The organism is Fluviicola taffensis DSM 16823, assembly GCF_000194605.1.
GTDB lineage: Bacteria > Bacteroidota > Bacteroidia > Flavobacteriales_D > Crocinitomicaceae > Fluviicola > Fluviicola taffensis.
The window spans coordinates 324,182-347,588 of record NC_015321.1; the positions used below are offsets into that span (position 1 = coordinate 324,182).

The window sequence follows — 23,407 nt, forward strand, 5'->3', positions numbered from 1 at the left end:
TACGGAGTATGTCCATCTCGATACTTTCGCCTTGTCAGTTCGAGTCCTGGAAATACGGGATATCGAGAACAAATGGCGAAAACTCGATTTGACATGATCAGGTCATAGATATTCATAATAATACTGTATTATTACACACTAAAAATGTTAGAATGAGTGGGATTCAATCTTTTATTGACATGCTTTTTATAGGAGTAATCACACTCTTTCCTGTTGTCAACCCAATTGGATCTGCATTTATTGTAAATCCGTATCTGTCGAATTTAGAAATTCAAGAAAAAAGAAAAGCTGTCAAGAAAATCGCGCTTTATGCATTCATTTTATGTACAATCGCTCTTTTTGCGGGGCATTGGATTTTGGAAATTTTTGGTATCACCATACCCGTAGTTCAGCTTGCTGGAGGTATAATGATTTGCAAGATAGGATGGGAATTTCTTTCCTCGGATAAAAAAGAAGAAAAAACACTCATAGATGAATCTGGTGAGAGTCCAAATTCCAATTACACACTCATTCAGGACAAATTATTTTACCCCATTACATTCCCAATAACAACAGGAGCTGGATCTATTTCGGTTCTTTTCACATTGAGTGCTCACAGCGCCAATGCCCATATAAACATGTACCTAATCAATACTGGGGCAATTCTTTCAGCAATCGTTGTAATCTGTTTACTTATTTATTTTTTCTATCTGAATACAAAAAAAATAATTCGAGTAATTGGTAAAGAAGGAGAACAAATCCTCAATCGAATCATGGCATTCCTCATTTTTTGTGTGGGGCTTCAAATTGGAATAACAGGTATTAAATCACTTATTATTGCATAAAATGCTCTCGAATAGGTAGATTCAAAATAGAGTTTCTACACTTGCAAATCGGTGTGTAAATATCTGTTCCAATTGTTTACGGACAAAAAGCCAATGCGCCAATTTTCCCAAAAAACCTAAAGGAAGTTGATAAGTCACAATATCGGTCATTTCAACCCCTCCTTCAACTGTTTTGAAATGATGTTCATGATGCCAAATCCGATATGGTCCAATACGCTGTTCATCGACAAAAAATTGCTGATCCTGAACATGGGTGATTTCTGTCAACCAATTCAATTTGATTCCCAATACAGGACGGACTGTATAGCCAATCATCAATCCTTCATACATTTTTTCTGGAACAGTTGTCAAAACTTGAAAACGCATGTATTCTGGCGTAATTTTCTGCAAGTTGTTTGGATTGGAAAAGAAATCCCAGCAAACTTTTAAATCTGCTGGGATAAACTGGGTGCGTTTGAGTTGGTACATACTTTTTTATTTTATAAACAACTCAATAACAAAGAAGGTTCATTCAATGATGTTGAACTAGAACACGTTTGGTTTTTACTCCGTTGTCTGCAACGATTTCTAACAAATGCCGTTGTTTAACGATGAAATATAAATCATCAACTACTACAGTAAACCAAATGAAGCACCTTTATTTATAAGTTCAAGAAAATATTGGACCATCAATAACAAATATGTGCAACAAAAAAACAGGAGATCACAGAACCACATTTTCGAAATTAGAAGTTTGTAATTGATTTATGGATTTTTGAACCCAATGGCATCTTAGGTGTAACTAGTAATAATTCTAAACTGGACATTATGAAATTCGTTGCTCTACTTTGCATGCTACTACTTGGTTCTAGTATAGCTTTTTCCCAATCTATTTCTGGAAACATGAATTCAGAATCCCACAATGAAGCACTTCGCTATGGAAATGTGGACATCTACAAAGGAGATAAATTAGTTGCCTCAGTTCTCACAGATAAATTAGGGAATTTTGCCATCGCACTTGATACAGGAACGTATGTGTGTGTGATGAATTATGCAGGATTCACTCCTATCACAAAAGAAATAAAAGTAACTGGAAATGAAGTCGCTGATTTCAAAATGAAAGAAGATCCAAAGGCTAAAAAACCAACAACAAAAGCAGATGACGGTGATCTAGATCTGAGAAAAGAAATGCGTGAAATCGAAGAAGTCGCAATAGTTAGTTCCAAAAGCGATAAAAAGGGAGTAGCCTTAAGAAAAAGTAGAACCGACGCTTATGATGCTTCTCCGACTATTTCAAGCGGTAGAGTTATGAGCACTCACTCGGGAGATCTTGAATTTGAAGGGCTTTCAACCAACACAGCCAGCTCAAAACTATTAACTGCGGGTGAAATCAATGATTTTTCGAAATGGAAAATGTGGCAAGACCTTTCCAAAGGAGAATTGTCAGCTTATCAAAAAATGTGGCAAATTGCGCCATCAGGAAGATATACCGTGATGCTTCAATCAGAAGACGGAATTCCGATTGTTGATGCAGTTGTACAATTGCTTCTGAATCGCGATGTGCTTTTTACAACAAGAAGCGATAATACAGGAAAAGCAGAATGTTGGCTAACCATCAAAAATGAAACCCCTGTTTTGAATGGAAAGCTCTCCATCCAAATTTCAACCAATGGAAAAACCGTTACAATTAATAAAGTAACTGCCTTCGACAAAGGATTGAATCACCAAAAACTGAAAATTTCTTGTCAAGAAGTTGAAAATGTAGACGTTGCTTTTGTAGTTGATGCTACAGGTTCTATGGGTGATGAAATCAACTTTTTGAAAGCAGAAATGAACGATGTTATTTTCGAATCAAGGAAAATTAGCAACAAATTAAACTTCCGATTTGCGAATGTTTTTTACAGAGATATGACCGATTCATACATTACTAAAAGCATGAACTTTAATCGTATTCTAACCGAATCAACGGCTTTCATTGACGAACAAAATGCTGGCGGAGGTGGCGATTTCCCCGAAGCAATGGATGTAGGTTTGGATTCTGCTATCAATAACCTAAGTTGGAGCGAACATGCAAGAGCACGAATTTTATTCTTGATTCTCGATGCTCCCCCTCACCAAAGTCCGCAAGTAAATGAACGATTGCAAAAATTAATTCTTCAAGCAGCTGAAAAAGGCATTCGGATTGTTCCAATTGGAGCCAGCGGAATTGATAAAAGCACGGAATATTTAATGCGTGCATTGGCATTAGGAACGAATGGCACTTATACGTTTCTGACCGATCACAGCGGAATTGGAAACAGTCACATTAAACCGTCAACTGATAGTTACGAAGTAGAAACGCTGAATGCACTTTTGGTACGAATCGTAAAAAGCTATACCTATATGACCGATTGTCAGCAACAGATTCCTGATTTAGCATTGAACATTCCAGATTCGATTGTATCAAACGTTCCGATTAAAGATTCGAGCGATACATCTGCAAGTGATCCAAAAGCCTTACATATTACCTGGAGTTATTATCCGAATCCAACAAATGGAATTGTCAACATCCTTCCAAATGCGGATATCAAAGAACTGTATATCTCGGATTTAAGTGGAAAAGTACTTCAAGTACTTCCAAAATTGAGTAAAAACGAACGTATTCAAGTAGATCTTTCTGCATATCCAACAGGAATCTACCTCATTCGTTACTTAGATGAGAACAATCATTGGTTGAGCGGAAAGGTTGTATTGCAGAGAACGAGCTAAAAATAAAAACTGTGGGGACGCGGGACGCGATGCGTCGCGTCGCCACAGTTTTTTTTGCAATATCCATGTAACTTTTTCCATTTTTGTCAAACATACAGTTGTACCCAATTGTGATTTATCAAGAATGAAGGAAAAACAAAAGGCATTTCTCACACTCTACGAGCCGGTTCATGAACGGTTTGAACGCTTCTGCAGAGCTAGAGTTTACAATGAAATGGATTTTAGAGATTTAATGAATGATAGTCTGCTAGTGGCTTATGAAAAGTTCGATTCTTTGAAATCAAAAGAAGCCTTTCTCTCATTTTTGTTCAGCATTTGTGTACGTGTTTTAGGGAATTATCACCAAAAGAAGCGTGAATCCCGAATTCCTGAAGGAAGTGCTCACTTGGAAGTTTGGGATAGAAATGCCAATCCACAATCGCATGCAGATGTTCATTATCTCTACGAAGGGTTGGCTAAACTATCTGCTGACCAACGAGAAAGTATCATTCTGTTTGAAATTTCGGGATTCAGTATTCAAGAGATTTCTGTCATTCAAAACGCATCCGAATCAGCTGTGAAACAGCGATTAAAAAGGGGGCGGGAAAAATTGATGGAAATTCTCACCTATGAATCTTCTTTAAAAATTGTAGAAAGTCATGGATAAGCAATCACATTTAGATCAACTCTTCTTGCTTGCAAAACAAGATCAAGCAGCGCAGTCTTTTGAACAGACGAGTGATCGCTTCATTTCTTCTATGGAATCCATTTCGGTGAATAAAACCAAAACAAAACGAGTATTCACTAAAAAATGGATTATCATGTTAACAACTGTAAGTGCAATCAGTCTTTCACTGTTCCTATTTTGGAATAACAAAGAAGTTAGTAAGTCAGACCTAAAAATCAATACAGCAGATAAAACCCAACCTATTTCAGTAAATAAACACGAGAAATTCGAACAAATCCAAGAAGAATCAAAAAGGAATGAAAAAACGATTCAAAGACCTGATCCTTTCTTCAATTCGATCCAAAATCCAATGTTACAACTCCCTTTTATTTCTGAAAACAACCAATTTGAAAATCAAATCATTGTTCCACCATATCAACAAGTAATACCTCCAAATTTATTGGACGAACCAGTTCCTTTTCCAAAACTCACCGAAGAAGAAATTGCCATTACCAAAAAGAAGAAAAAGGCTATGCTGAAGGCATTTGTCAAACACGACAAAGATGAATATATCTTCGTTCCAAGCGGCACATTCGATTACAACGGTAAACAGGTTTCTGTTCAGGCATTTTACATGGGAGTTGGAGAAATTACCAATTTTGAATACCGCACCTTTTTGTTTGATTTATTGATACAAGGAAGAAACGAAGAGTTTTTGAAAGCAAAGCCTAATCAAGAAGCATGGTTCAAAGAGAGAATTCATCCAAAAGTTGCTGAGCAAAATAAAAATAATTACTTCTCGTATACTGAATACAACAATTATCCTGCAGTCAATGTTTCTCGTGAAGGAGCAGAAATGTATTGTCTTTGGCTTTCCGAAGAAGTTCGAAAATACATTGGTAATGAAAAAGAACCTCTTTTAAATGATATTCGTTTACCACTTCGGGTAGAATGGGTGAAAGCAGCAAGCAATGAAGGGAAGCAACTTCCTTATACATGGGACGGACCCTATGTACGAAATTCCAAAGGATTGATATTAGCAAATCACATTTGGGAAAAATACGATCCCGCCGTAGATTCTATCAACAAAAAGAACAAAAATACAAAGCAAATAATGATTATTGCTCCTTCGATATCCTTTTGGCCAAGTAAATTAGGATTCTATAACTTATGTGGAAATGTGGCAGAAATGGTTTACGAGGAAGTCAATGAGGTGGGACCTGGAACAGCTGGTGGGAGTTGGAGAAATAATTCAGAAGAAATAAAAATTTATGCCACAGATCAAAACAAAGGGGTCATTGATCCCAAACCAACAATAGGCTTCCGAGTGGTCAGTACTTCTTTGGTTGTTCCCAAAAAATAAAATTGGTTGGTAAAAAAAACTGTAGTAGGGACGCGACGCATCGCGTCCCCACAGTTTTTTTCGCATCGCGTCCCCACAGTTTATTTTTCACATCCCATCCCCATAATTTATTGTGCATCGCGTCCCTAACAATTTATATACCCATTTAAAAATAATAACTGAACCCAATTCCGCCCCAAGCATGATTTGCTGCATTCTTAAACAATTTGGATTGAAAGTGTCCATAAGCTGAACACGAAAAGTGATTGTGAACAATTTTAAAACCAAACTCCTGTTCAGAAATCAAGCGAGATATTTGTGAAGTTGCAACACGCACCTCACTTGGTTTTACAAAGATTGCGCCTTGAAGTGTTCCATCATAAACGACCAATCGAGCTTCTGGATTGTAATAAATGAAGTATTGTTTTTGATTGCTGATGTATCCCAATTTCAAGATTCCCAATGCACGTGTTTCATTCGTTAAAGTTCCAAAGGTTGTGAAACTTGTTCCTTCGATTCGTAACCATTTGGTATTTGTAAACCACATCTTTGTATAGCCAAAGCTCAAGTTGATACTCAACCCCGTATTAATTTGATGCTCCCAACCCAGTGGTTTCTCATTATTTGTCCAGCGGTGAATGGCCGTTTGCGTTTCCTTTCCAAATGCTGGTTTGCCAATCCATCCAGTATTCAAACTCCAACTTAGGATGTAATTTTTCGATTTGCTTCGAGCGCTAAACTTAGCCGTATAACCATAAGTTGCGGCATAAGGTCTATCACCCAAAAGCAAGGTGTCGGAAGTAATAGAAGATGGAGTATAGACTTTTTGAGTAACTCCTGTTTGCAAACTCCGCTGAATATCTGGAACCTTGAAGAAGAACTTGTTCAGCCATTTCAAATTGATGTCCAAGTGATCGTATTGTAAAAAAATACCTTGCGAGTAATACTGATCTCTTCGAGCAAACAAATCATTCTCATACCGAATAGTATACGCTTCTTTATACACCAGACTATCCTGTGCCCAAAGTTGAGAAGTAAAAAGAATGATTGGGACAAACACTAGTAAACGCATACTAGAAATACGAACTTCCACGATTATTGGATTTTTTCAGCGGAAAGAAATCCGATAAATCGTTATTTACAACCAAAAACCATCCAATTCCATCCATTTACTAAAATATCAATGAGACAAAACCACGACAATTGTACGACAATACTTCCATTAAATTTTAAACATAATCTACAAATAATAAATATAAATAATTGTAAACCAGTATTTTAATCATGTTTAATCACAAACTAAAAATGTCCCGAAATTTCACAGCTCATCCTATTGAAAGGAACTCTCTGCTTTCCGTAAACGAAGTTGAGCTAATTTTGAAATTAGCGAAATATATGAATATGAAAAAAATAGTTATAGCTTTTACAGTAATCTTTTCATCACTGTATGCAACGGCTCAATCCACCATTAATATCATGAATGATGTTGTGTTTTTTGATGGTTATGCCAGTGTTGTAAGTGACCCAACCCCAGCTGGCGTTATTCGTTTTAGAAATGATTTAATGGCCAAGCAAATTACCTCTCAGCAATTAGATATGATTGGTAATCAATTGACGATTAATATTACCATTTCTGCTCTTTGTGACAATTACGATCGCATTGGAGGAGTAAACCTAGCAATGGTTCCAAAAGGAAGTACCACTTATAATCCAGATGCTGTTGGTAGAATTGAAGTTGGTCGTTTTATTACACCTTTCATGAATAAAAATGTATCACCAACTTCCGTTCCTTATACTTTTGTGGTAGACAACGTTGCACAAATTCTGAATTCATCTGAATTAAATGCACTGTACGATTTTTGGTTAGAACTAGAAGTTTTTGGTGTTCCTTATGCTGCAAATACTCAAGTTGCTGGTTGTTCTGGAAGAAATGATGTTTTTAAAGGAAAAGTAGATTTTGTGACTAATGGACCAATTGCGAACTACGATCCAAGTGTCATCATTCAACCCTTGTCTTTTAAAGCAAACTTTAACAACTACAACGCAGCCGCAACGGATGCTGTAGGAACAACCGTTAAAACGATTAATTTCACAACAACTCAAACTATTTACGGTGCGAAATTCTATTTAATCACTTCCAATCATGGAGCTGGTAACAATGGAGAAGAATACGTAAGACGCGTACACAATGTGACTTTTGATGGAAACCAAGTATTAACATATACTCCAGGAGGAAAATCATGTGAACCATACCGTCAATTCAACACACAAGGAAATGGAATTTATGGGCAAAGTCCACAATCGGCTTCTTGGTGGACAGGATGGAACAACTGGTGTCCTGGAGATACAATTGCTATTCGCAAAATTAATTTAGGGACTTTAGCACCAGGAAATCACACATTCAAAATTGCTGTACCTGCTGCACAATTCGCTGGACAAGATGGAAATTTCCCCCTTTCTCTTTACTTACAAGGAAGCGAAGATTTTGTGAGTTTGGAAGAATTAAATCAGTCATTCATTCATTTATTTCCAAACCCAGCAAATGACATGATCCAATTTCAAACAGAAAAAGAAGTAGAGCAAGTTGACATTATCGATGCTTCAGGGAAAAGAATTTTAACAGACACTAAAAACACAATCAACCTCATCGGATTAGACTCAGGATATTACTTTCTTCAAGTTCGTTTTACCGATGGAATGTATAGTAGACAGCGCTTCATAAAGCAATAATTTATATTCGTTTGTTTTAAAAGAGAAGTATTCATCGTACTTCTCTTTTTTGTTTTGTACCAAATTAAAAGTAGATTTTTATTCAAAGATTCACCTAAAAAGGGGATTATTCAGTAACTTACTACTCGTTAATTTTATCTCAAAAAACGGAACATGGAATACCGCATAGAAAAAGATACAATGGGAGAAGTGAAAGTTCCCGCAAACGCATATTGGGGAGCTCAAACCGAGCGCAGTATTGAAAACTTTAAAATAGCTCAGGATACCAACAAAATGCCCAAAGAGATTATTCGTGCTTTTGCGTATTTAAAAAAGGCTGCAGCTCTTACGAACTTAGACGCGGGCATTTTGCCTCAAGAAAAATCAGACTTAATTGGAAAAGTAGCTGATGAAATCTTAGCTGGAAAATTAGACGATCAATTTCCATTGGTTGTTTGGCAAACTGGAAGCGGTACTCAAAGCAATATGAACGTCAATGAAGTGATTGCTTACCGAGCACACGTTTTGAACGGAGGTTCTTTGACAGATAAGGAGAAAGTATTACATCCAAACGATGACGTAAACAAGTCTCAATCGTCCAACGACACCTTCCCTACTGCCATGCACATTGCGGCGTATCAAACATTGATGCAAGTGACGATTCCTGGAATTGAAAAACTACGCGATACCTTGGCTCAAAAAAGTACCGATTACATGAAAGTCGTGAAAATTGGACGAACACATTTCATGGATGCAACTCCTTTGACATTGGGTCAGGAAATTAGCGGATATGTGAGTCAGTTAAATCATGGATTGAAAGCAATCAAAAATACCTTGGCGCATTTGAGCGAACTCGCTTTGGGAGGAACAGCTGTTGGAACAGGAATCAACACACCTCCCGGATATTCTGAAAACGTAGCCAAACACATTGCCAATTTAACGGGTTTACCTTTCATCACTGCTGAAAATAAATTTGAAGCTCTCGCAGCTCACGACGCCATTGTTGAAGCTCACGGAGCATTGAAAACCGTTGCTGTAAGTTTGATGAAAATTGCAAACGATGTTCGGATGCTTTCTTCTGGACCGCGCAGTGGAATTGGTGAGATTCACATTCCAGATAACGAGCCAGGATCTTCCATTATGCCTGGGAAAGTAAATCCAACACAGTGTGAAGCTTTAACGATGATTGCTGCTCAAGTAATGGGAAATGATGTTACAATCGGAATTGGTGGTTCAAACGGCCATTTCGAGTTGAACGTATTCAAACCAGTGATGATTTTCAATTTCTTGCATTCTGCAAGATTGATTGGCGAAGGCTGTGTTTCTTTCAACGACAAATGTGCTATAGGAATCGAACCTATCACAGCAAATATCAAAAAGCACGTAGATAATAGTTTGATGCTTGTAACGGCGCTGAACACCAAAATCGGTTATTACAAAGCAGCAGAAATTGCTCAAAAAGCACATGCTGAAGGAACGACTTTGAAAGAAATGGCTGTGAAATTGGGATATTTGACCGCTGAAGAATTTGATCAATGGGTGGTGCCAGAAAAAATGGTTTAGTGAATTACGAATTGAAAAGGTTAAGACCTGAGATGAAAGACTAAAGACCTTAGACAGATCCTTGTCTAAGGTCTTAAAATATTGGATGTTGAATAAAGATTAAAATGACACATAGACATGTGTCTATTTACCCAATGGCAGCAAAGGGTAGCAGATTTTTCGATTAATCAAACATACTAATCTATATCCCGAATATTTCATGTCCATCTCGATACTTTCGCCGTGTCAGTTCGAGTTTTACGCTTGTTTTCTCAATACATCCCGACAGGAAATGTCGGGACACTCGAAATGACAAGCGTAAAGTATCGAGAACACATGGCGAACACTCGATGTGACAGGAATTCACACTTATTAATGAGGTGGTCCAAACGGTCCGCCAAATCCTCCTTCTTGTGGTTTTTCTGCTTTCGTCTCTGGAGCTTTTGTTCCGAAATTGCGGATATTGTAAGTCACCGTGAACATGAAATAGCGATTCAATACATTGGATTGAACATCTTCGATATACGATTCGGTAACATTTCTACTAATGCTGTTGTTGTTGTTTAAAATATCGAAGACCGAAACACGGAGTTCCAGCTGTTTTTGTTTCAACAATTTGTACCCAATTCCACCATTCCACAACATAATTGTTTGGTTGAATCCTGAACCTAAACCTGCATACGCATTCACAGAATAAGTACTGTTGATTACCAAACGTTCTTTGATGATCCAATTGAAACGAGCGCTCACATTGTGCACAAAGTATTCGTTCTTCGCTACATTCTGACGGGTATTTACCACGTTGTTATAGTTGAGTGTGTAACCAACTGTGAAATCAATTTTTTCGCTGATATTACTTGAAACAGTTAATCCTCCGTTTGCATTCGTTGTCTTTGCTTTATTCACCACATTGTTAATCAAACCAGGTGCAACGGTATACGCTCCTCCCACATAGAAATTCATATTCAGTTTCAACTTCGTCAACGGAATTCCATAAGAAACGGTGGTGCGGGCATTCCAACTTCCATCTAAATTCACTGGTTGACGAAACTGTGCTCCTCGTTGCAAAACCACATTTCCATTCACCACAGTATCTGAAGTTGCAATGATTGTTCCGTTTGAAATGTAATTACTGTTTGCTTCTCCACCAAAAAACACGTTGAAATTCGTTGCTTTGTTCATATTGGTGGAATTAAAACGACCAAATAATCGGTGATTATACTGCTGCTTCAAATTTGGATTACCGGAAGACAAAGACAGCGGATTTGAGTTGTCGATCACATTTTGCAATTGGTCAATCGTTGGGTTTCGTGTTCCAGCTCGGTATCCCAACATAAAACTTTTCGATTTTGAAAATTCGTACTTGAATCGTGCATTCGGTAAGATGGAGTTGAACGATAAATTCGTATCTCTATCCGTTGGGAATTGCTGCACATTCATCAACATCGAATTCTGATAGCTCAATCCCAGTTGAAAGCTCACTTTATTCTTCTGAAAGCGAAAATTGGTTCCACCTTCTTGCACAATCGTTTGGTTGTTGAACACATTCGAAAGGGTTGTATCCATGAAGTAATAGCTATTCGTCACATTATCAAAATCATACGTACGTTTATCTGCATTACTCACCGAATAAGCCGGCGCATAGAAAAATTCGCTCGACCACCATTTGCTCAAGGGTTCTGTAAATGAAAAACGACCATTTACTCCGTATCCGTTGGTTTGATTGTTGCTGTTTTGATTAATAGAAGCCAAGGAATCATTGTTGAACTCATCGTAATAGCGCGATCGCGATTCCTGACCACTACTTCCCTCTTTCAAGGTATAAGTTCCTGTTAAATTCGCAGAAAAAGTTCTTCTTGGTTTCACAAAACGATGACGCCACAAAACACTTGTACTTGCATTCAATCCTCTATTATCACTAAATGTTTGATTGTTAATTTGATTGATTAAAGCACTATTCCCATCCACGGTTGTTCCGTTTGTTCCTTGCGTGCGGTTACTTCCTTGATAACTCACTTTTGGAGTAATCACTAAGGAATTCATAGAATCGAGTGCGATATCAAATTTAAAATTCAAGCGGTGGTTCGCATTTTTCAGAATCGCAGAGAAGTCTTCGTCGTAATTTTGGCCAGCAGTGGTTGACAACACGTAACTTCTACCTGTCAACTGCGAATTATCTGTCCGCGATGCATTGAAAAAGTAGCTTCCCGTTACTTTTGTTGTTTTGCTCTTTCCCCATTTATCGGAATAATTCAAGCCCAATCCGTGTGAAGTACTGACTCCGTTTTGTTGCGAAACGAGGTAATTCTCATTATCACCACCGCCCATTCCACCACGTCCGCCTGGACCACCTCTTCCCTGTGTACTTGCCGTAGAACCAGTAACACCCAAAATATCGTCCGTAGAAAAGTTTTGTTGATTCACATTATTCGACATTCCAACAATCGAAAACCGGCGCGTTCCTTTAAAGAAATTCACATTCGCTCCAGCCATGTACAAATTATTTGGTGTTCCGTAACCGGCATAAATTTTTCCGAATTGTCCTTGATTCTTTCCAGCCTTCGTCACGATATTCAGAGCCTTCGCCTCATTTCCATCCGAAATCCCTGTAAACTTTGCCTGATCACTCGCTTGGTCGTACACCTGAATCTTGGCAACTATTTCCGCAGGTAAGTTTTTCAACGCAGCCGCAGCATCGTCTCCAAAAAACTCCTGTCCGTCAATCATCACCTTCGTAATTTGCTCACCTTGCGCCTTTACAACCCCATTCTCCAGCGTAATTCCAGGCATTTTGGTAATCAAATCCTGCACCGTAGCATCTGGATTCGTTTTATACGCATCCGCATTGTATTGTGTGGTATCTCCCTTTTGCTCCACCCGAACGGATTTTGCCTCTATCGTTACCTCATCGAGTTTGGTATCCGTTTTCAGTATAAAATCTACCTTAGTATTTCCCGCAGGAAGTTCCACGCGTTTAAACTGATCTGCATATTCCAAACTAGTTACTTTCAACAAATACGCTCCTGGTTCATATCCTGCAATTGTATATTCCCCACTCTCATCTGAAACAGCAACTTTAACTACCGAAGAGTCACTGATTGAAAGCAATGAAATCCGAGCATCCATTAAGAATTCGCCTGTTTGTTTATCGGTAATTTTACCTGAAAGTTGAGTTTGTGAGTAGCTACTAAAAGCAAAAAGAACTGTTAGAAGAATGACCTGAAGTAATTGTTTCAACACTTCAGGTATAAAACGAATCTGCATAAAATGGGTTTGTTTAAAAGCTTTGATTGTTTCGGAGGCAAAAGGTTTAGTTAAACCATGAAAAAAATCTATGCCTTCGCTAAAGCTTCAGCATAAGAATTGGAGCAACAAGCAAAAATCGTGCCTGCGAAGTCTCCTGCGGAACGCTTGCGCCTTAGCTTCAGTGTTGACGCATGGCGTGGAAGTTTTAATCAATTACATACTTTGCATACTTCTTCTCTTTGCGGTTCATTTAAAACGCCTACTTTTGTTCCATCATCAATTGAGTCAACCACATGAAAACTTCCGTTTTGTTTCTGTTTCTTCTGCTTGCGGTTTCAAATACTAACGCGCAATTCGATACGATTTCACATGTTAACCAGGTAATCCGGGACATGATCGTTTACGACAACAAACTCTTTATCGGCGGAAACTTCACCACGCTCCAGGATACCATTCAGAGCTATTGGACCGCCTATTACAATGGCACCGAAATGAAACGCCAGACTGCGGTTATCTATGGCGGAGGTCCGCGCAAATTTGCTATTTTCGATAACGACCTCTACTCTGTAGGAGACTGGGAGTTCCTTGCTGATTCGGATATTGGTGTGGCTAAATGGAACGGCTCATTCGGGAACTGGGTACAGGGTGGACTTTGGGAAAACGGTTCCCACACGAATTACTGGAGCATGGTGGCAGATGGCAATTATTTATACATTGCTACCTCCAACGGACACATTCTCCGGAGGACTCCTGATATGCCTTTCGAAACCTTCCGCAACACCTCCACGGGTGGCAATGTTTCTATTTTTGAAATGATCATGTACCAGGGAAAACTTTGCGTGATGGGAAATTTCACCACATTGGAAGGTGTTCCCGTACGCAATATTGCTTTGTGGAACGGTACTACTTGGGAAGCTCTTGGAACAGGTGTTGCCAGCAGCGTTTCTTCTGCTGTGATCTATCAAAACGAGCTTTACGTGGCCGGATCTTTCGTTGAAGCTGGCGGAGTACCAGCTAAAAAGATCGCTAAATGGAACGGCACTTCCTGGTCGGACGTAGGCGGCAGTGTTACTGGTACTAGTGCAAATGGGATTCGCGACCTCGTACCTTGCGGCAACCTGCTTTTCGCAGTTGGTGATTTCGACGGCATAGGAGGTCAGACTGCAAACGACATTGCCAGCTGGGACGGACTGCAGTGGACCACCTACAACTTACCACATTCGGAAAGTATCCTGGGTTCGGGGGCGGAATACAACGGACGTCTATACTTTGGCGGGTGGAATTTTACACGTTCTCACGTTTATGGATACAGCGGTAACTTCTTATCACTAAATGAATTCGCAGCAACACCAGTAGAAATTTACCCGAATCCATCAAACGGAATCTTTACCTTATCTGATAATTACAAAGGAACTTCTTATGAGGTTTTCAATTCCTTGGGACAAACTATTTTGACTGACAATCAAGCTTTAATTGACCTTTCTGGAATGGAAAATGGTGTTTATCTACTACGTTTTCTAAATAGCAACTCAGAAATTATTCGATTGACAAAGAATTGGTAACGAGTCAGGAACGGAAAGTGCCTAAATCTTTGCGCCTATGGGTCCTTCGCGGTGAAAGAGTCAGTAATGATTTATCGCCCCAGCATCTTATCTCGAATAACTCGCGGATCATAGTCAAAATACTCCAAGTTCATTCTATGCCCTAAATTCTTAGCGACTTCCACTCCTTGCGCTTTTTGTGTAAACTTCGTCAATTCTCTCTTACCTCGGTATTGTTTAGTGAGCAAGCAAACGGAATGATAATAATCCGTATAATTGGTTGAAGTATTCGTTCGAGCATACATGGTATTGCTTTGCTTACTTGGAACAACCGTTATAATAGCATACTTTCTAAAATCAATCTTCTTCTTGATTTTAATGAATCCCAAATACGACGTATACTCGCTAATTGTGAATGTTTCAGGATCAATCTCCACGCCATAATTGGTAAACGAAAGAAATAGTGAAAGGAGCAAAACCCCAAATCCAATAAAGATATTTCCCAGAATAAAAACTGCGACAGCCGCACCCACAACAATATATCCCATGAAAACAACATTTGGCGGGAAAACTTTTCCGTTTTTGAAATGAAGAGATGTTGGTTGATCAAGGATGTCCATTGGTTGATTTTTTCGTGAAAGTAGTAGTTTTTAAGGAAATGTTTGAATTCTACTTCGGTAAACCACATTTTTGAAAAGGGTGAATTGCGGTAAATACTGAAAATGATGGTGGGAGAAGTTATTTTCAACTAAAAACGATTGTGGGGTGACGGGGAATTTGCAAGTTTGTTTTCTACAACTGAAAACATGGAAATCTTAAAGCTAGAACTTAACGAAAAAGAATCTTTTCTTAAAATAGAAAATAACCCCGAAGACCCATACATTTCGTTTTCATCTTCAGGAAGTGGTTATAATACAGTGTCTTCTAATAACACATTAATAGCAGAAGTAGTTTTCAAATTTCATCATGCTAAGCATGGTATAATCGAAGAGAGTATTATTTTTTCAAATCAAGATTCCCTTAATACAAAAAATGGAATAAGTTCGATTACACCAATTTCTGATCCAAATATTGAATTAGTTGAAATACATCTATCAGAAAAATCAACATTGAAGGATTTTCACATTTCAATTGTAGTTCAAAAAGGCAGAAATCGTATTAATGTTGAAAGTCCAATTAAATTGTTCCATGATTTTATACAAAATAGAGCTAATTCAAAAATTCTTTTTTCCGGCGGATTTGGTCAAGGAAAAACTACATTTCTAAATTTTTACTTTAATGAGGCATATGAAAAATCATATAACGTTTTTCGGGTTTTTCCTGTTAATTATTCAGTAGCTTCTAATGAAGATATTTTCAAGTATATCAAAGCTGACATTCTATTTCAATTACTAGGCTTTGATATTGAATTCGATAAATCTTCAATCGATATTAAACAAGCCTTTCAAGAATATGTTTATCTCAATCCAAAGAAAACGATTTTCTCTTTTTTAAGAAATGTGTCCAAAATCAATGCGCAAACAGAAATGCTTGATAAATCTATTAAAGCATTTAACAAATTCATGGAACCAATAATTAATTATCATGAATCTCAACAAAGTGATGACGAAGAAGCCGCAAAAACATATATTAAAAGTATATATGATCAAGAAGGATCATTGTTTGAAGATAATTTTTATAGTCAGCTTATTAGGCAATTACTAGAACGAACTAAAGAAAGAAACAACATACCAAATGTTCTCATTATAGAAGATCTTGATAGAATGGATCCTGATCATATATTTCGTATTCTAAATGTCATTTCCGCGCATTACGATACTTACAAGTATAACGGCAATGAAACACATAATAAGTTTGGAATTGATAAAATCATCTTGGTTTGTGACATTGAAAATATACGTAGTATCTTTCATCACAGATATGGCGTGAACACTAATTTCGAGGGCTATATAAATAAGTACTATAGCACAAGACCTTATGTTTTTGAAAATCTCAGCAGTGTCAAAGGATATCTTGATGAAATTTTAGAATCCTATGATAAGAAACGATTTAAAGATCCCAGAATTTTTGCCCACAGTGTGCTTTTAAGACTTCTTCTTGAAGGAGAAGAATTATCTCTAAGAGAGATGTTAAAATTATTGCTGAATGATTTTGAAAGTTTTAGGATTACAAATACGACTTCATCTCCTTTTGAAAACGGTCAGTTCTATAAATCTCTTCGCTTCTTGAAGAATTTATATACTTCCAGAGAATTATCTCTCAAATTCGAACGATTAAAATCAAAGAATTTTAAAACTTCAATTGATTTTCAAAAACAGTCAGCTCATCTTCTAGCAGGATTAGGAACATGGGCAACAAATGGGAAAAACATAACAACAAATTATTCAGGAAATTCTTATGAAATAGATTGTGACTTAAATATTCACTATGACATAATAATAAATCCAGAAATTAATCAACGCAACCACGCAATGATGCCTGGGAATCCAAGGATAACAAATTTCTCTAAGAAACATTTCTGTGATTTAGTAATTGAACACCTTGATGTTCTAACTTAATAATTAATTCAAAAGACGCTTAAATATGATCACTAAAGACAAAATTGAAAACTATTTATTCATTCGTCATAAATTATTTCGAATCAACGTAGACATCTCAAACGTCCAACTTGGGCAATTAACTCCCTGGACTAAATCAGCTTTGGAGAATGATTTCGGAAAAGGCGCAACTCAAAATATAAAAGTCATCAAAGACCCAAAACTGCTTTCTGATTATTTAAAAGATTTATATGTTCAACATCTTGAAAGTAAAGTTTACAAATGGGATAAGTTGATCTAATATGAGAAGTGAAAAATTATATAATGTTTTAGAAGGTTTTGATTTTGAATTGTTAAACGACCCTGAATTTAAAGAAGACTCTGTTCGTGAAGAAATAGTGGTTCCCATTGTTAAAGCTTTAGGCTATTCCGCTCAACAACCATTTCAAATAATTAGGAGCAGAAATCTTACGCATCCTTTTGTTTCAATTGGGTCTCAACAGAAAAAGATCAATATTATTCCAGATTATTTATTTGAAGTCAATAATACTCCTGCATGGATATTAGATGCTAAGTCTCCATTACAATCTATTGTTAAATCAAAACACGTTGAGCAAGCTTATTCATATGCAATACATAGTGAGGTTCGTGTTGATTTTTTTAGCTTGTGTAATGGGAAAGAGTTTGCCCTATATCACATTCAAAAAGTCGATCCGATAATGTACTTTTCAATCAAAGAATTGTCAGTTTATTGGGGTGATCTAAAGAAGGTACTTTCCCCTGAAAGAATACTTAATAAATCAAACTTAGAACTTGCGAAAGATCTCGGATTACATTTAAAACGCTTAGGATTTGACGAATTCAATAGTTTAATCTTTCCTAGTGTTCCAATTACACATATCGGTCAACTTGATAATAATATGTTTACAACCTCCAGCGGTACTGAGATTGAAGGGAGCAGATACGCTGTATCTTTTGACTTTGATTTAACAGTACTAAAGCAATTAATTGGAAAAATCCCAAATGAGGCAATTGAAAAACTGTTAGAGAGAGATCCTAAAGTCAGAAAGTCCATAGCTTTTGCTGATACAGTCTTTTATATTAATATTGATTGCCGAGTTGGTGAAAAATTTGAGGAAAATGACAAAGAAATTTTTCTTCCCTTACAAATAAATCGAATTATAAGTTAACGATAAACAAATGAGAATATTCAAACTACAAATTAATGATAACAATGGAAATAATCATGTGGATAAGGTACTAACTGATTCAAGAATTACTGCCGAGCGACTAACAGACAAAATATTGGAGTTTATTGAGACTTTTATTAATGGGATAATTGGGTAATATGAGTAATAATGAACTTCTCATAATATCAATTCTTTTTTTTGGATTAGGGCTCTATCTTTTTCTCCAAACAAGAAATATATCCAAACAGTTTAAAAAAAGTGAGGATAAAAAAGATTATTCAAATATTATAATGATGATTCTACTCATTATTATAGGTATCCTTTTTATCCCCTGGATTTTCTCTAACTCAATTTTCAATAGTTATGGTAAAAGCAATGAAATTGGAGATACTATCGGGGGAATCACCGCTCCATTTATAAATGGACTATCGGCAGTTCTTGTCTATTTAGCATTTAATGCACAAGTTGAAGCAAACAAACTAGTCAATGATCAATTCCAATTACAACAAATTGAAAGCAGATTCTTTGAATTGTTAAAATTACATCGTGATAATGTAGCTGAAATAGGAATCGGAGATAGTTACGGAAAAAAAATATTCGTCACCTTGATTCGTGAGTTTCGTTTAATTCATATAAAACTCCAGAAAATAAATCTTGAAGAAAGGATCAATTTAAATAGTAGACAATTGATGGAAGTATCATATCTCATTTTATTTTTTGGTTTCGGTCCAAACTCATCACGTCAATTAGAAATAGCACTGAATCATTATAATAAAACTGGTTTATTCGATTTACTTAAATTGAAATTCGATAATAAAGATTTAAAGTTAGTTGCTATGAAAGAAAGGAAACTTCAATATACTCCTTTTGAAGGTCACCAATCAAGATTGGGGCATTATTTCAGACATTTATATCAAACGGTAGATTTTATCCACGAAAAAAAAATAGATATTGACAAGTATTCTTATGTCAAAGCTTTAAGGGCACAATTAACCACCCATGAGCAAGCTCTTCTGTATATAAACTCATTAACACAATTAGGAAACAGATGGTGGACAAAAGATTACTTGATAAAGTATAAAATGATAAAAAATATTCCTCCTGGATTTTTTAATCCGGAAACTGAGTTTTTTCGAGAAAGTGATTTCCCTGAAAAATATTTTGAACACCAGCTCGATTAAATTAAGATATTGAATTATTCCCCAATCTAACATGGACAAACAACTACTTAATCATCTTTTTGATTCAGCACAAATACTTATTTCCAAGGAAGAACTAATAAAAAAAGCCAAAGGAGAAACTTTCAATGTATTTTCCCTCCTTGGTATGGAAACCAAGGAAAACACTACCCATTCCAATTTTATTGGGAACTTACTTAATCCGAAAGGTACCCACTTAATGGGTAAAGTGTTTCTTAAGTTATTTCTCGAAGAAATTGACAGTTCAGATCATATCAAGTTAGATACTACAGCAGTGGTTCTTGAATATTCATGCGGACCTACAAATCATTTAACAAAAACTGGAGGAAGAATCGATATCTACCTTTCAGACGGGATAGGACAAAGTATTTCAATTGAGAACAAAATTAATGCAGATGATCAACCAAATCAAATTCAGCGATACGTAAATCATAATAGTGATAGAAACAGAGTTTTTTACTTGACACTTTTTGGATCAGAACCAAAAACAACTAGTAAAGGAGAGCTTAAATCAGGTGAACATTACTTTTTATTATCTTACAAAGAAGGTATAATTAATTGGTTGAATAACTGTATCAAGGAAGCTGCTAATGAACCAATACTGCGCGAAAGCATTAAACAATACCGGATTCTCATTCAGAAACTAACCAAAACAATGGATAATCTTAATAAAGAAGAATTACAGCAATTGATTCTCAAAAATTACGAAGCTGCTGAGTTAATCACACGAAACTTTGATCAGGCAAAAGAAATGGTTTGCACACGATTACGAAGTGCGGTAATCAATCAAATAGACAAGTTGCTCGTTGAAACAAATTACTTCGCCATTCCCGGAGCAAAAATCACATTATCCTATGCACAGGTTTGGATACTGAATAGAACAACCAGTAAGGCAAAAGTTCAGTTCGGCATTGAGCCTTTTGGCACCAAAGCCTCTGACAGAATGTTCGTTGGGACATTTACTTACGGCGACTCAGAATTCGAGAAATTAGAATCTGTTGACCGCCACAATCAATATTGGTCTAATCTCGAACGAATACCGCCATATAAGGGAATTGAACTAAGAATGGATAATAGCAATTTGATCAGACAGCTAAATGAATCAGAAGATTTTTTTTCAGGAGTAGTTGAACATATAGCAATATTCTTTCAGAATTATTTCAACGAGAATAAAGGGCTTATCGAAGAATATTTGAATAACCACGATTCATAAACTTAAATATCATGCAAGCTAAAATTGAAAATCTAATTAAAAAATACGCCGAATTATATCATGAATTTGAGAGGTTACAAGAGGCAAACATTCTTGCTAAAGGCGATCAAAAAACGGGTGTTATTGGTGAGTACTATGCAAAATGTTATATCCAAATGCAACAAGGTATTGTTTCTGTTAATTACGCAAAAGCTGGAGACACTCATGACCTGACTTATAAAACATTTGGCAGTCGTGATGAACTTAAGATTCAAGTAAAATGTGTGTCTGCACATTCAAAAACAAGAACGATCGCTCCAATAAATTTAAGTAATAACGCTTTTGACGAATTGTATTTAATTTCTCTAGATGAAGAGTTCAAACCAATTGGTTTTTATATAAATACATTCAAAGAAATTGAGAAAAAAGCTTTGGGTAAAAATAAAATCGCGGGCGCTCGTATGACTGATAAATCTAGAAAAGATGGCAAATATTTAAATTTCAATAAAAATCAAGTTAATGCGATGAGAGAAATTTTGGGACTTTCTATCTTAAACGAAAATAACTCTTAAATAATCCCCCACAATGCAATCTATAAAAAAGAAAAACATAGTATCGTTGTTAGTGGAAACCCCTAAAACACCCTCCCTGGCTCTGCCTTCTTCATCCTTTTCTTCGTTTCTTTCGGAAAATCCGGGCTGGTCTTCAATCGACCCGGAAAAAGCTTTTCCAGTTTTCGATGCAAGCTCATAAAACCGTCACCCGCTACAAAATACGCAGCAGTATGATCGTTTCTAAAATAATAGGCAAAACTGCTTTTGGGTCTAAACCAATACAATTCCGTCCATTCATCGGGTTGAATCACCAGTTCCCTTCTCCTCTTCCGAAATAACAAACTGTATTTTCTCAGCGGGCGCTCAAACGTTAAAGTGCCATTCAAATATCGAATGCGGATATACGCATTCACTCCGAGTTCATAAAGCAGGTATAGGAGAACAATGCCTACCCACAAAGCATGTATGTATTTGGGATCATCGATAAAAGCTACTATCAAACCTATCGGAAGAATCAGAAACGTTGCCGTGTTGAGACAAATCATAATGCCATTATTCCAGCTACGCAATTGATCATCCATCATCCAATCTGGTTCCTTCATACCTCAAAAATAATGAAATACCCAAATCTATTTCCCTCTCAATCCCCCAAGCATGCCCTTACAATTCGAAAAATGACCCTTACAACGATGCGTGACACCCCTTACAACTCAATCACACACCCTTTACAATGAAGGAAGATACCCCTTACAATTCGATCTGCTACCCCTTACAAGGAAGGAAAGTACCCTTTACAACTCAATCGCAACTCTTCGCAATGGAGAAAAGCAACCCTTACAAAGCCATCAATAACCCCTTACAAGACATCATGTTACCCCTTACAAGTCGATTGAATACCCCTTACAATGCACCAAAAATCAAAATTAGTGGAATAATGAAGCCACTTTCCTCTACTTCATCGGTAAATCAAAGCACTACTTTGAAAAAGAAGAAACACACTTTGCTCAACAAAACGCCTGATTTAACGCCCGTTAACAATTGACCAACAACACTTTGGCACGGAATTTTAAAGGACATTTCAGTATTCACTTTAAAATAAAACAGTCATGAAAAAGACCACATTAAGCCACATGGCGATGTATCAGAATGTACTCGCAGTGGTAAAAGACCACCAAAGTAGCTGGAGCGGAATTCCAGGAATTGTAACCGTAGTAGACCAGTTTGAAAGTATGCTCAACAACTTGGGTAGCAAAATGACCTTACAGAGTAAAATCACTCAGGGAATCACCCTCGAAAAACAGGCCTTCATCCATGAGTTGATTGAACAAATGAGCTTGCTCAAAAAAGGATTGTTCCTCTATGCCACGCAAACAAACAATCTAGATCTCCGAGCACGACACAAGGAAGCCATTAGCACGCTGAAACGATTAACAGAAGGACGGCTTCAGTTTGAGACAGCTAAACTATTGGAAGATCTGCAAATTCACGGAAGCTCATTGGATACCGTAGGGATCAGTTCATCAGACATTCAAGTTTTTCAGAATAAAGTAGCCTTACTTGAAGAACGCAAAAACAGCGTCAGACAAGCGATTATTGAACGCACAATAGAGACCAAAGGGATTTACGAACTGGAAAAGAAACTGAACGATCTACTCATCAATCAGCTAGACCGCTTCATCAGCTTCTTCCAATCCACTAACAATACCTTCTTCGCTACTTACAAAGCTGCTCGAAGGATTATCGGAAATAGTGGCGGGAGCAAAAGTAATCCAGTAAGTGCTGGTTAACCACATAGTCACATAAAACTCATAGCTTTAATTCTAGATTACAGAAAGGGATTGTCTATAGCAGGCAATCCTTTTTCTATTTATAGCCCTCCGAAGGTGGACTGGATAATCCGCCCCCTTAATCCCCCTCCTCTTCGAAGCCAGAAATAAATCAACGAAGAGAAATTCCAATCGGCCCTTGCGCTAAGAATTGTAACAAACAAGGAAATGCAGCGAATAAAAGCATTCCGTGTTTGACGTTCCGAACGCCTTAGCGGAGGAACAAGTTTTGAATGCTTTCGCGAAATGCCCCGTAGTTTGTAGATTCTTTAGTACAGGCCTAGACTTTGGGCTCCACCTTTTTGGCAATGAAAAAGGTGGAAATTATTCGC

General features: G+C 37.0%; 20 protein-coding genes. 15 read left to right on the forward strand and 5 right to left on the reverse strand.

Annotated elements, in window-relative coordinates:
* The first annotated feature begins 152 nt into the window (after nt 1–152).
* Nucleotides 153–824 (forward strand): MarC family protein, encoded by a 672-nt coding sequence (locus FLUTA_RS01525; protein ID WP_013685087.1) that lies wholly within the window; start codon nt 153–155, stop codon nt 822–824.
* A gap of 21 nt (nt 825–845) precedes the next feature.
* Here the strand turns inward: FLUTA_RS01525 and FLUTA_RS01530 are convergent, their stop codons facing one another.
* Nucleotides 846–1,292 carry an SRPBCC family protein gene (locus FLUTA_RS01530; protein ID WP_013685088.1) on the reverse strand — a complete coding sequence of 149 codons (447 nt, stop codon included), beginning with the start codon at nt 1,290–1,292 and terminating at the stop codon, nt 846–848.
* A 339-nt stretch (nt 1,293–1,631) separates the two neighbouring features.
* Between FLUTA_RS01530 and FLUTA_RS20425 the strand changes: the two genes are divergently transcribed.
* The 3 genes from FLUTA_RS20425 (at nt 1,632) to FLUTA_RS01545 (ending at nt 5,560) form a co-directional block, all read left to right on the forward strand.
* Nucleotides 1,632–3,551 carry a T9SS type A sorting domain-containing protein gene (locus FLUTA_RS20425; RefSeq protein WP_013685089.1) on the forward strand — a complete coding sequence of 640 codons (1,920 nt, stop codon included), beginning with the start codon at nt 1,632–1,634 and terminating at the stop codon, nt 3,549–3,551.
* Nucleotides 3,552–3,675: 124 nt separating this feature from the next.
* The gene (locus FLUTA_RS20430; protein WP_013685090.1) at nt 3,676–4,197 is read left to right on the forward strand and encodes an RNA polymerase sigma factor; all 522 of its coding nucleotides are present in this window, start codon (nt 3,676–3,678) and stop codon (nt 4,195–4,197) included.
* Entirely contained in the window at nt 4,190–5,560 is a 1,371-nt protein-coding gene (locus FLUTA_RS01545) for a formylglycine-generating enzyme family protein (RefSeq protein WP_013685091.1), read from the forward strand. The genes FLUTA_RS20430 and FLUTA_RS01545 overlap by 8 nt, the downstream gene beginning before the upstream one ends.
* Before the next feature lie 145 nt (nt 5,561–5,705).
* Here the strand turns inward: FLUTA_RS01545 and FLUTA_RS01550 are convergent, their stop codons facing one another.
* Entirely contained in the window at nt 5,706–6,632 is a 927-nt protein-coding gene (locus FLUTA_RS01550) for a lipid A deacylase LpxR family protein (RefSeq protein ID WP_013685093.1), read from the reverse strand.
* A 308-nt stretch (nt 6,633–6,940) separates the two neighbouring features.
* Here FLUTA_RS01550 and FLUTA_RS01555 point away from each other — a divergent pair, with 308 nt between their 5' ends.
* Both FLUTA_RS01555 and fumC read left to right on the forward strand, forming a co-directional pair.
* Nucleotides 6,941–8,269, forward strand: coding sequence for a peptide-N-glycosidase F-related protein (locus FLUTA_RS01555; protein WP_043024014.1), 1,329 nt, complete (start codon nt 6,941–6,943; stop codon nt 8,267–8,269).
* Between the two features lie 153 nt (nt 8,270–8,422).
* The gene (fumC, locus tag FLUTA_RS01560; protein WP_013685095.1) at nt 8,423–9,811 is read left to right on the forward strand and encodes a class II fumarate hydratase; all 1,389 of its coding nucleotides are present in this window, start codon (nt 8,423–8,425) and stop codon (nt 9,809–9,811) included.
* A gap of 351 nt (nt 9,812–10,162) precedes the next feature.
* Here the strand turns inward: fumC and FLUTA_RS01565 are convergent, their stop codons facing one another.
* Entirely contained in the window at nt 10,163–13,054 is a 2,892-nt protein-coding gene (locus tag FLUTA_RS01565) for an outer membrane beta-barrel protein (RefSeq protein WP_013685096.1), read from the reverse strand.
* 587 nt (nt 13,055–13,641) lie between these two features.
* Between FLUTA_RS01565 and FLUTA_RS01575 the strand changes: the two genes are divergently transcribed.
* The gene (locus FLUTA_RS01575) at nt 13,642–14,598 is read left to right on the forward strand and encodes a T9SS type A sorting domain-containing protein (RefSeq protein ID WP_169312045.1); all 957 of its coding nucleotides are present in this window, start codon (nt 13,642–13,644) and stop codon (nt 14,596–14,598) included.
* 71 nt (nt 14,599–14,669) lie between these two features.
* Here the strand turns inward: FLUTA_RS01575 and FLUTA_RS01580 are convergent, their stop codons facing one another.
* Nucleotides 14,670–15,197: a hypothetical protein gene (locus tag FLUTA_RS01580; RefSeq protein WP_013685098.1), complete on the reverse strand. Its 528-nt coding sequence runs from the start codon at nt 15,195–15,197 to the stop codon at nt 14,670–14,672.
* A gap of 186 nt (nt 15,198–15,383) precedes the next feature.
* Here FLUTA_RS01580 and FLUTA_RS20435 point away from each other — a divergent pair, with 186 nt between their 5' ends.
* The 6 genes from FLUTA_RS20435 (at nt 15,384) to FLUTA_RS01610 (ending at nt 21,267) form a co-directional block, all read left to right on the forward strand.
* Nucleotides 15,384–17,135 carry a P-loop NTPase fold protein gene (locus FLUTA_RS20435; protein WP_148235370.1) on the forward strand — a complete coding sequence of 584 codons (1,752 nt, stop codon included), beginning with the start codon at nt 15,384–15,386 and terminating at the stop codon, nt 17,133–17,135.
* Between the two features lie 25 nt (nt 17,136–17,160).
* On the forward strand, nt 17,161–17,415 hold the full coding sequence (locus FLUTA_RS01590; RefSeq protein WP_013685100.1) for a hypothetical protein: 255 nt from the start codon (nt 17,161–17,163) through the stop codon (nt 17,413–17,415).
* Between the two features lies 1 nt (nt 17,416).
* Complete coding sequence (locus FLUTA_RS01595) at nt 17,417–18,304, forward strand: type I restriction enzyme HsdR N-terminal domain-containing protein (protein WP_013685101.1); 888 nt, start codon at nt 17,417–17,419, stop codon at nt 18,302–18,304.
* 158 nt (nt 18,305–18,462) lie between these two features.
* A complete protein-coding gene (locus FLUTA_RS01600; protein WP_013685103.1) occupies nt 18,463–19,485 on the forward strand; it encodes a putative phage abortive infection protein in 1,023 nt (340 codons plus the stop codon).
* Between the two features lie 31 nt (nt 19,486–19,516).
* A complete protein-coding gene (locus FLUTA_RS01605) occupies nt 19,517–20,716 on the forward strand; it encodes a PDDEXK-like family protein (RefSeq protein ID WP_013685104.1) in 1,200 nt (399 codons plus the stop codon).
* Nucleotides 20,717–20,727: 11 nt separating this feature from the next.
* On the forward strand, nt 20,728–21,267 hold the full coding sequence (locus FLUTA_RS01610; protein WP_013685105.1) for a hypothetical protein: 540 nt from the start codon (nt 20,728–20,730) through the stop codon (nt 21,265–21,267).
* Nucleotides 21,268–21,329: 62 nt separating this feature from the next.
* Here FLUTA_RS01610 and FLUTA_RS01615 read toward each other — a convergent pair whose 3' ends face one another.
* Nucleotides 21,330–21,851: a hypothetical protein gene (locus FLUTA_RS01615; protein WP_043023568.1), complete on the reverse strand. Its 522-nt coding sequence runs from the start codon at nt 21,849–21,851 to the stop codon at nt 21,330–21,332.
* A 215-nt stretch (nt 21,852–22,066) separates the two neighbouring features.
* Here FLUTA_RS01615 and FLUTA_RS01620 point away from each other — a divergent pair, with 215 nt between their 5' ends.
* Complete coding sequence (locus tag FLUTA_RS01620; RefSeq protein ID WP_169312046.1) at nt 22,067–22,291, forward strand: hypothetical protein; 225 nt, start codon at nt 22,067–22,069, stop codon at nt 22,289–22,291.
* Between the two features lie 64 nt (nt 22,292–22,355).
* Complete coding sequence (locus tag FLUTA_RS01625) at nt 22,356–23,036, forward strand: hypothetical protein (protein WP_013685108.1); 681 nt, start codon at nt 22,356–22,358, stop codon at nt 23,034–23,036.
* The last annotated feature ends 371 nt before the right edge of the window (nt 23,037–23,407 follow it).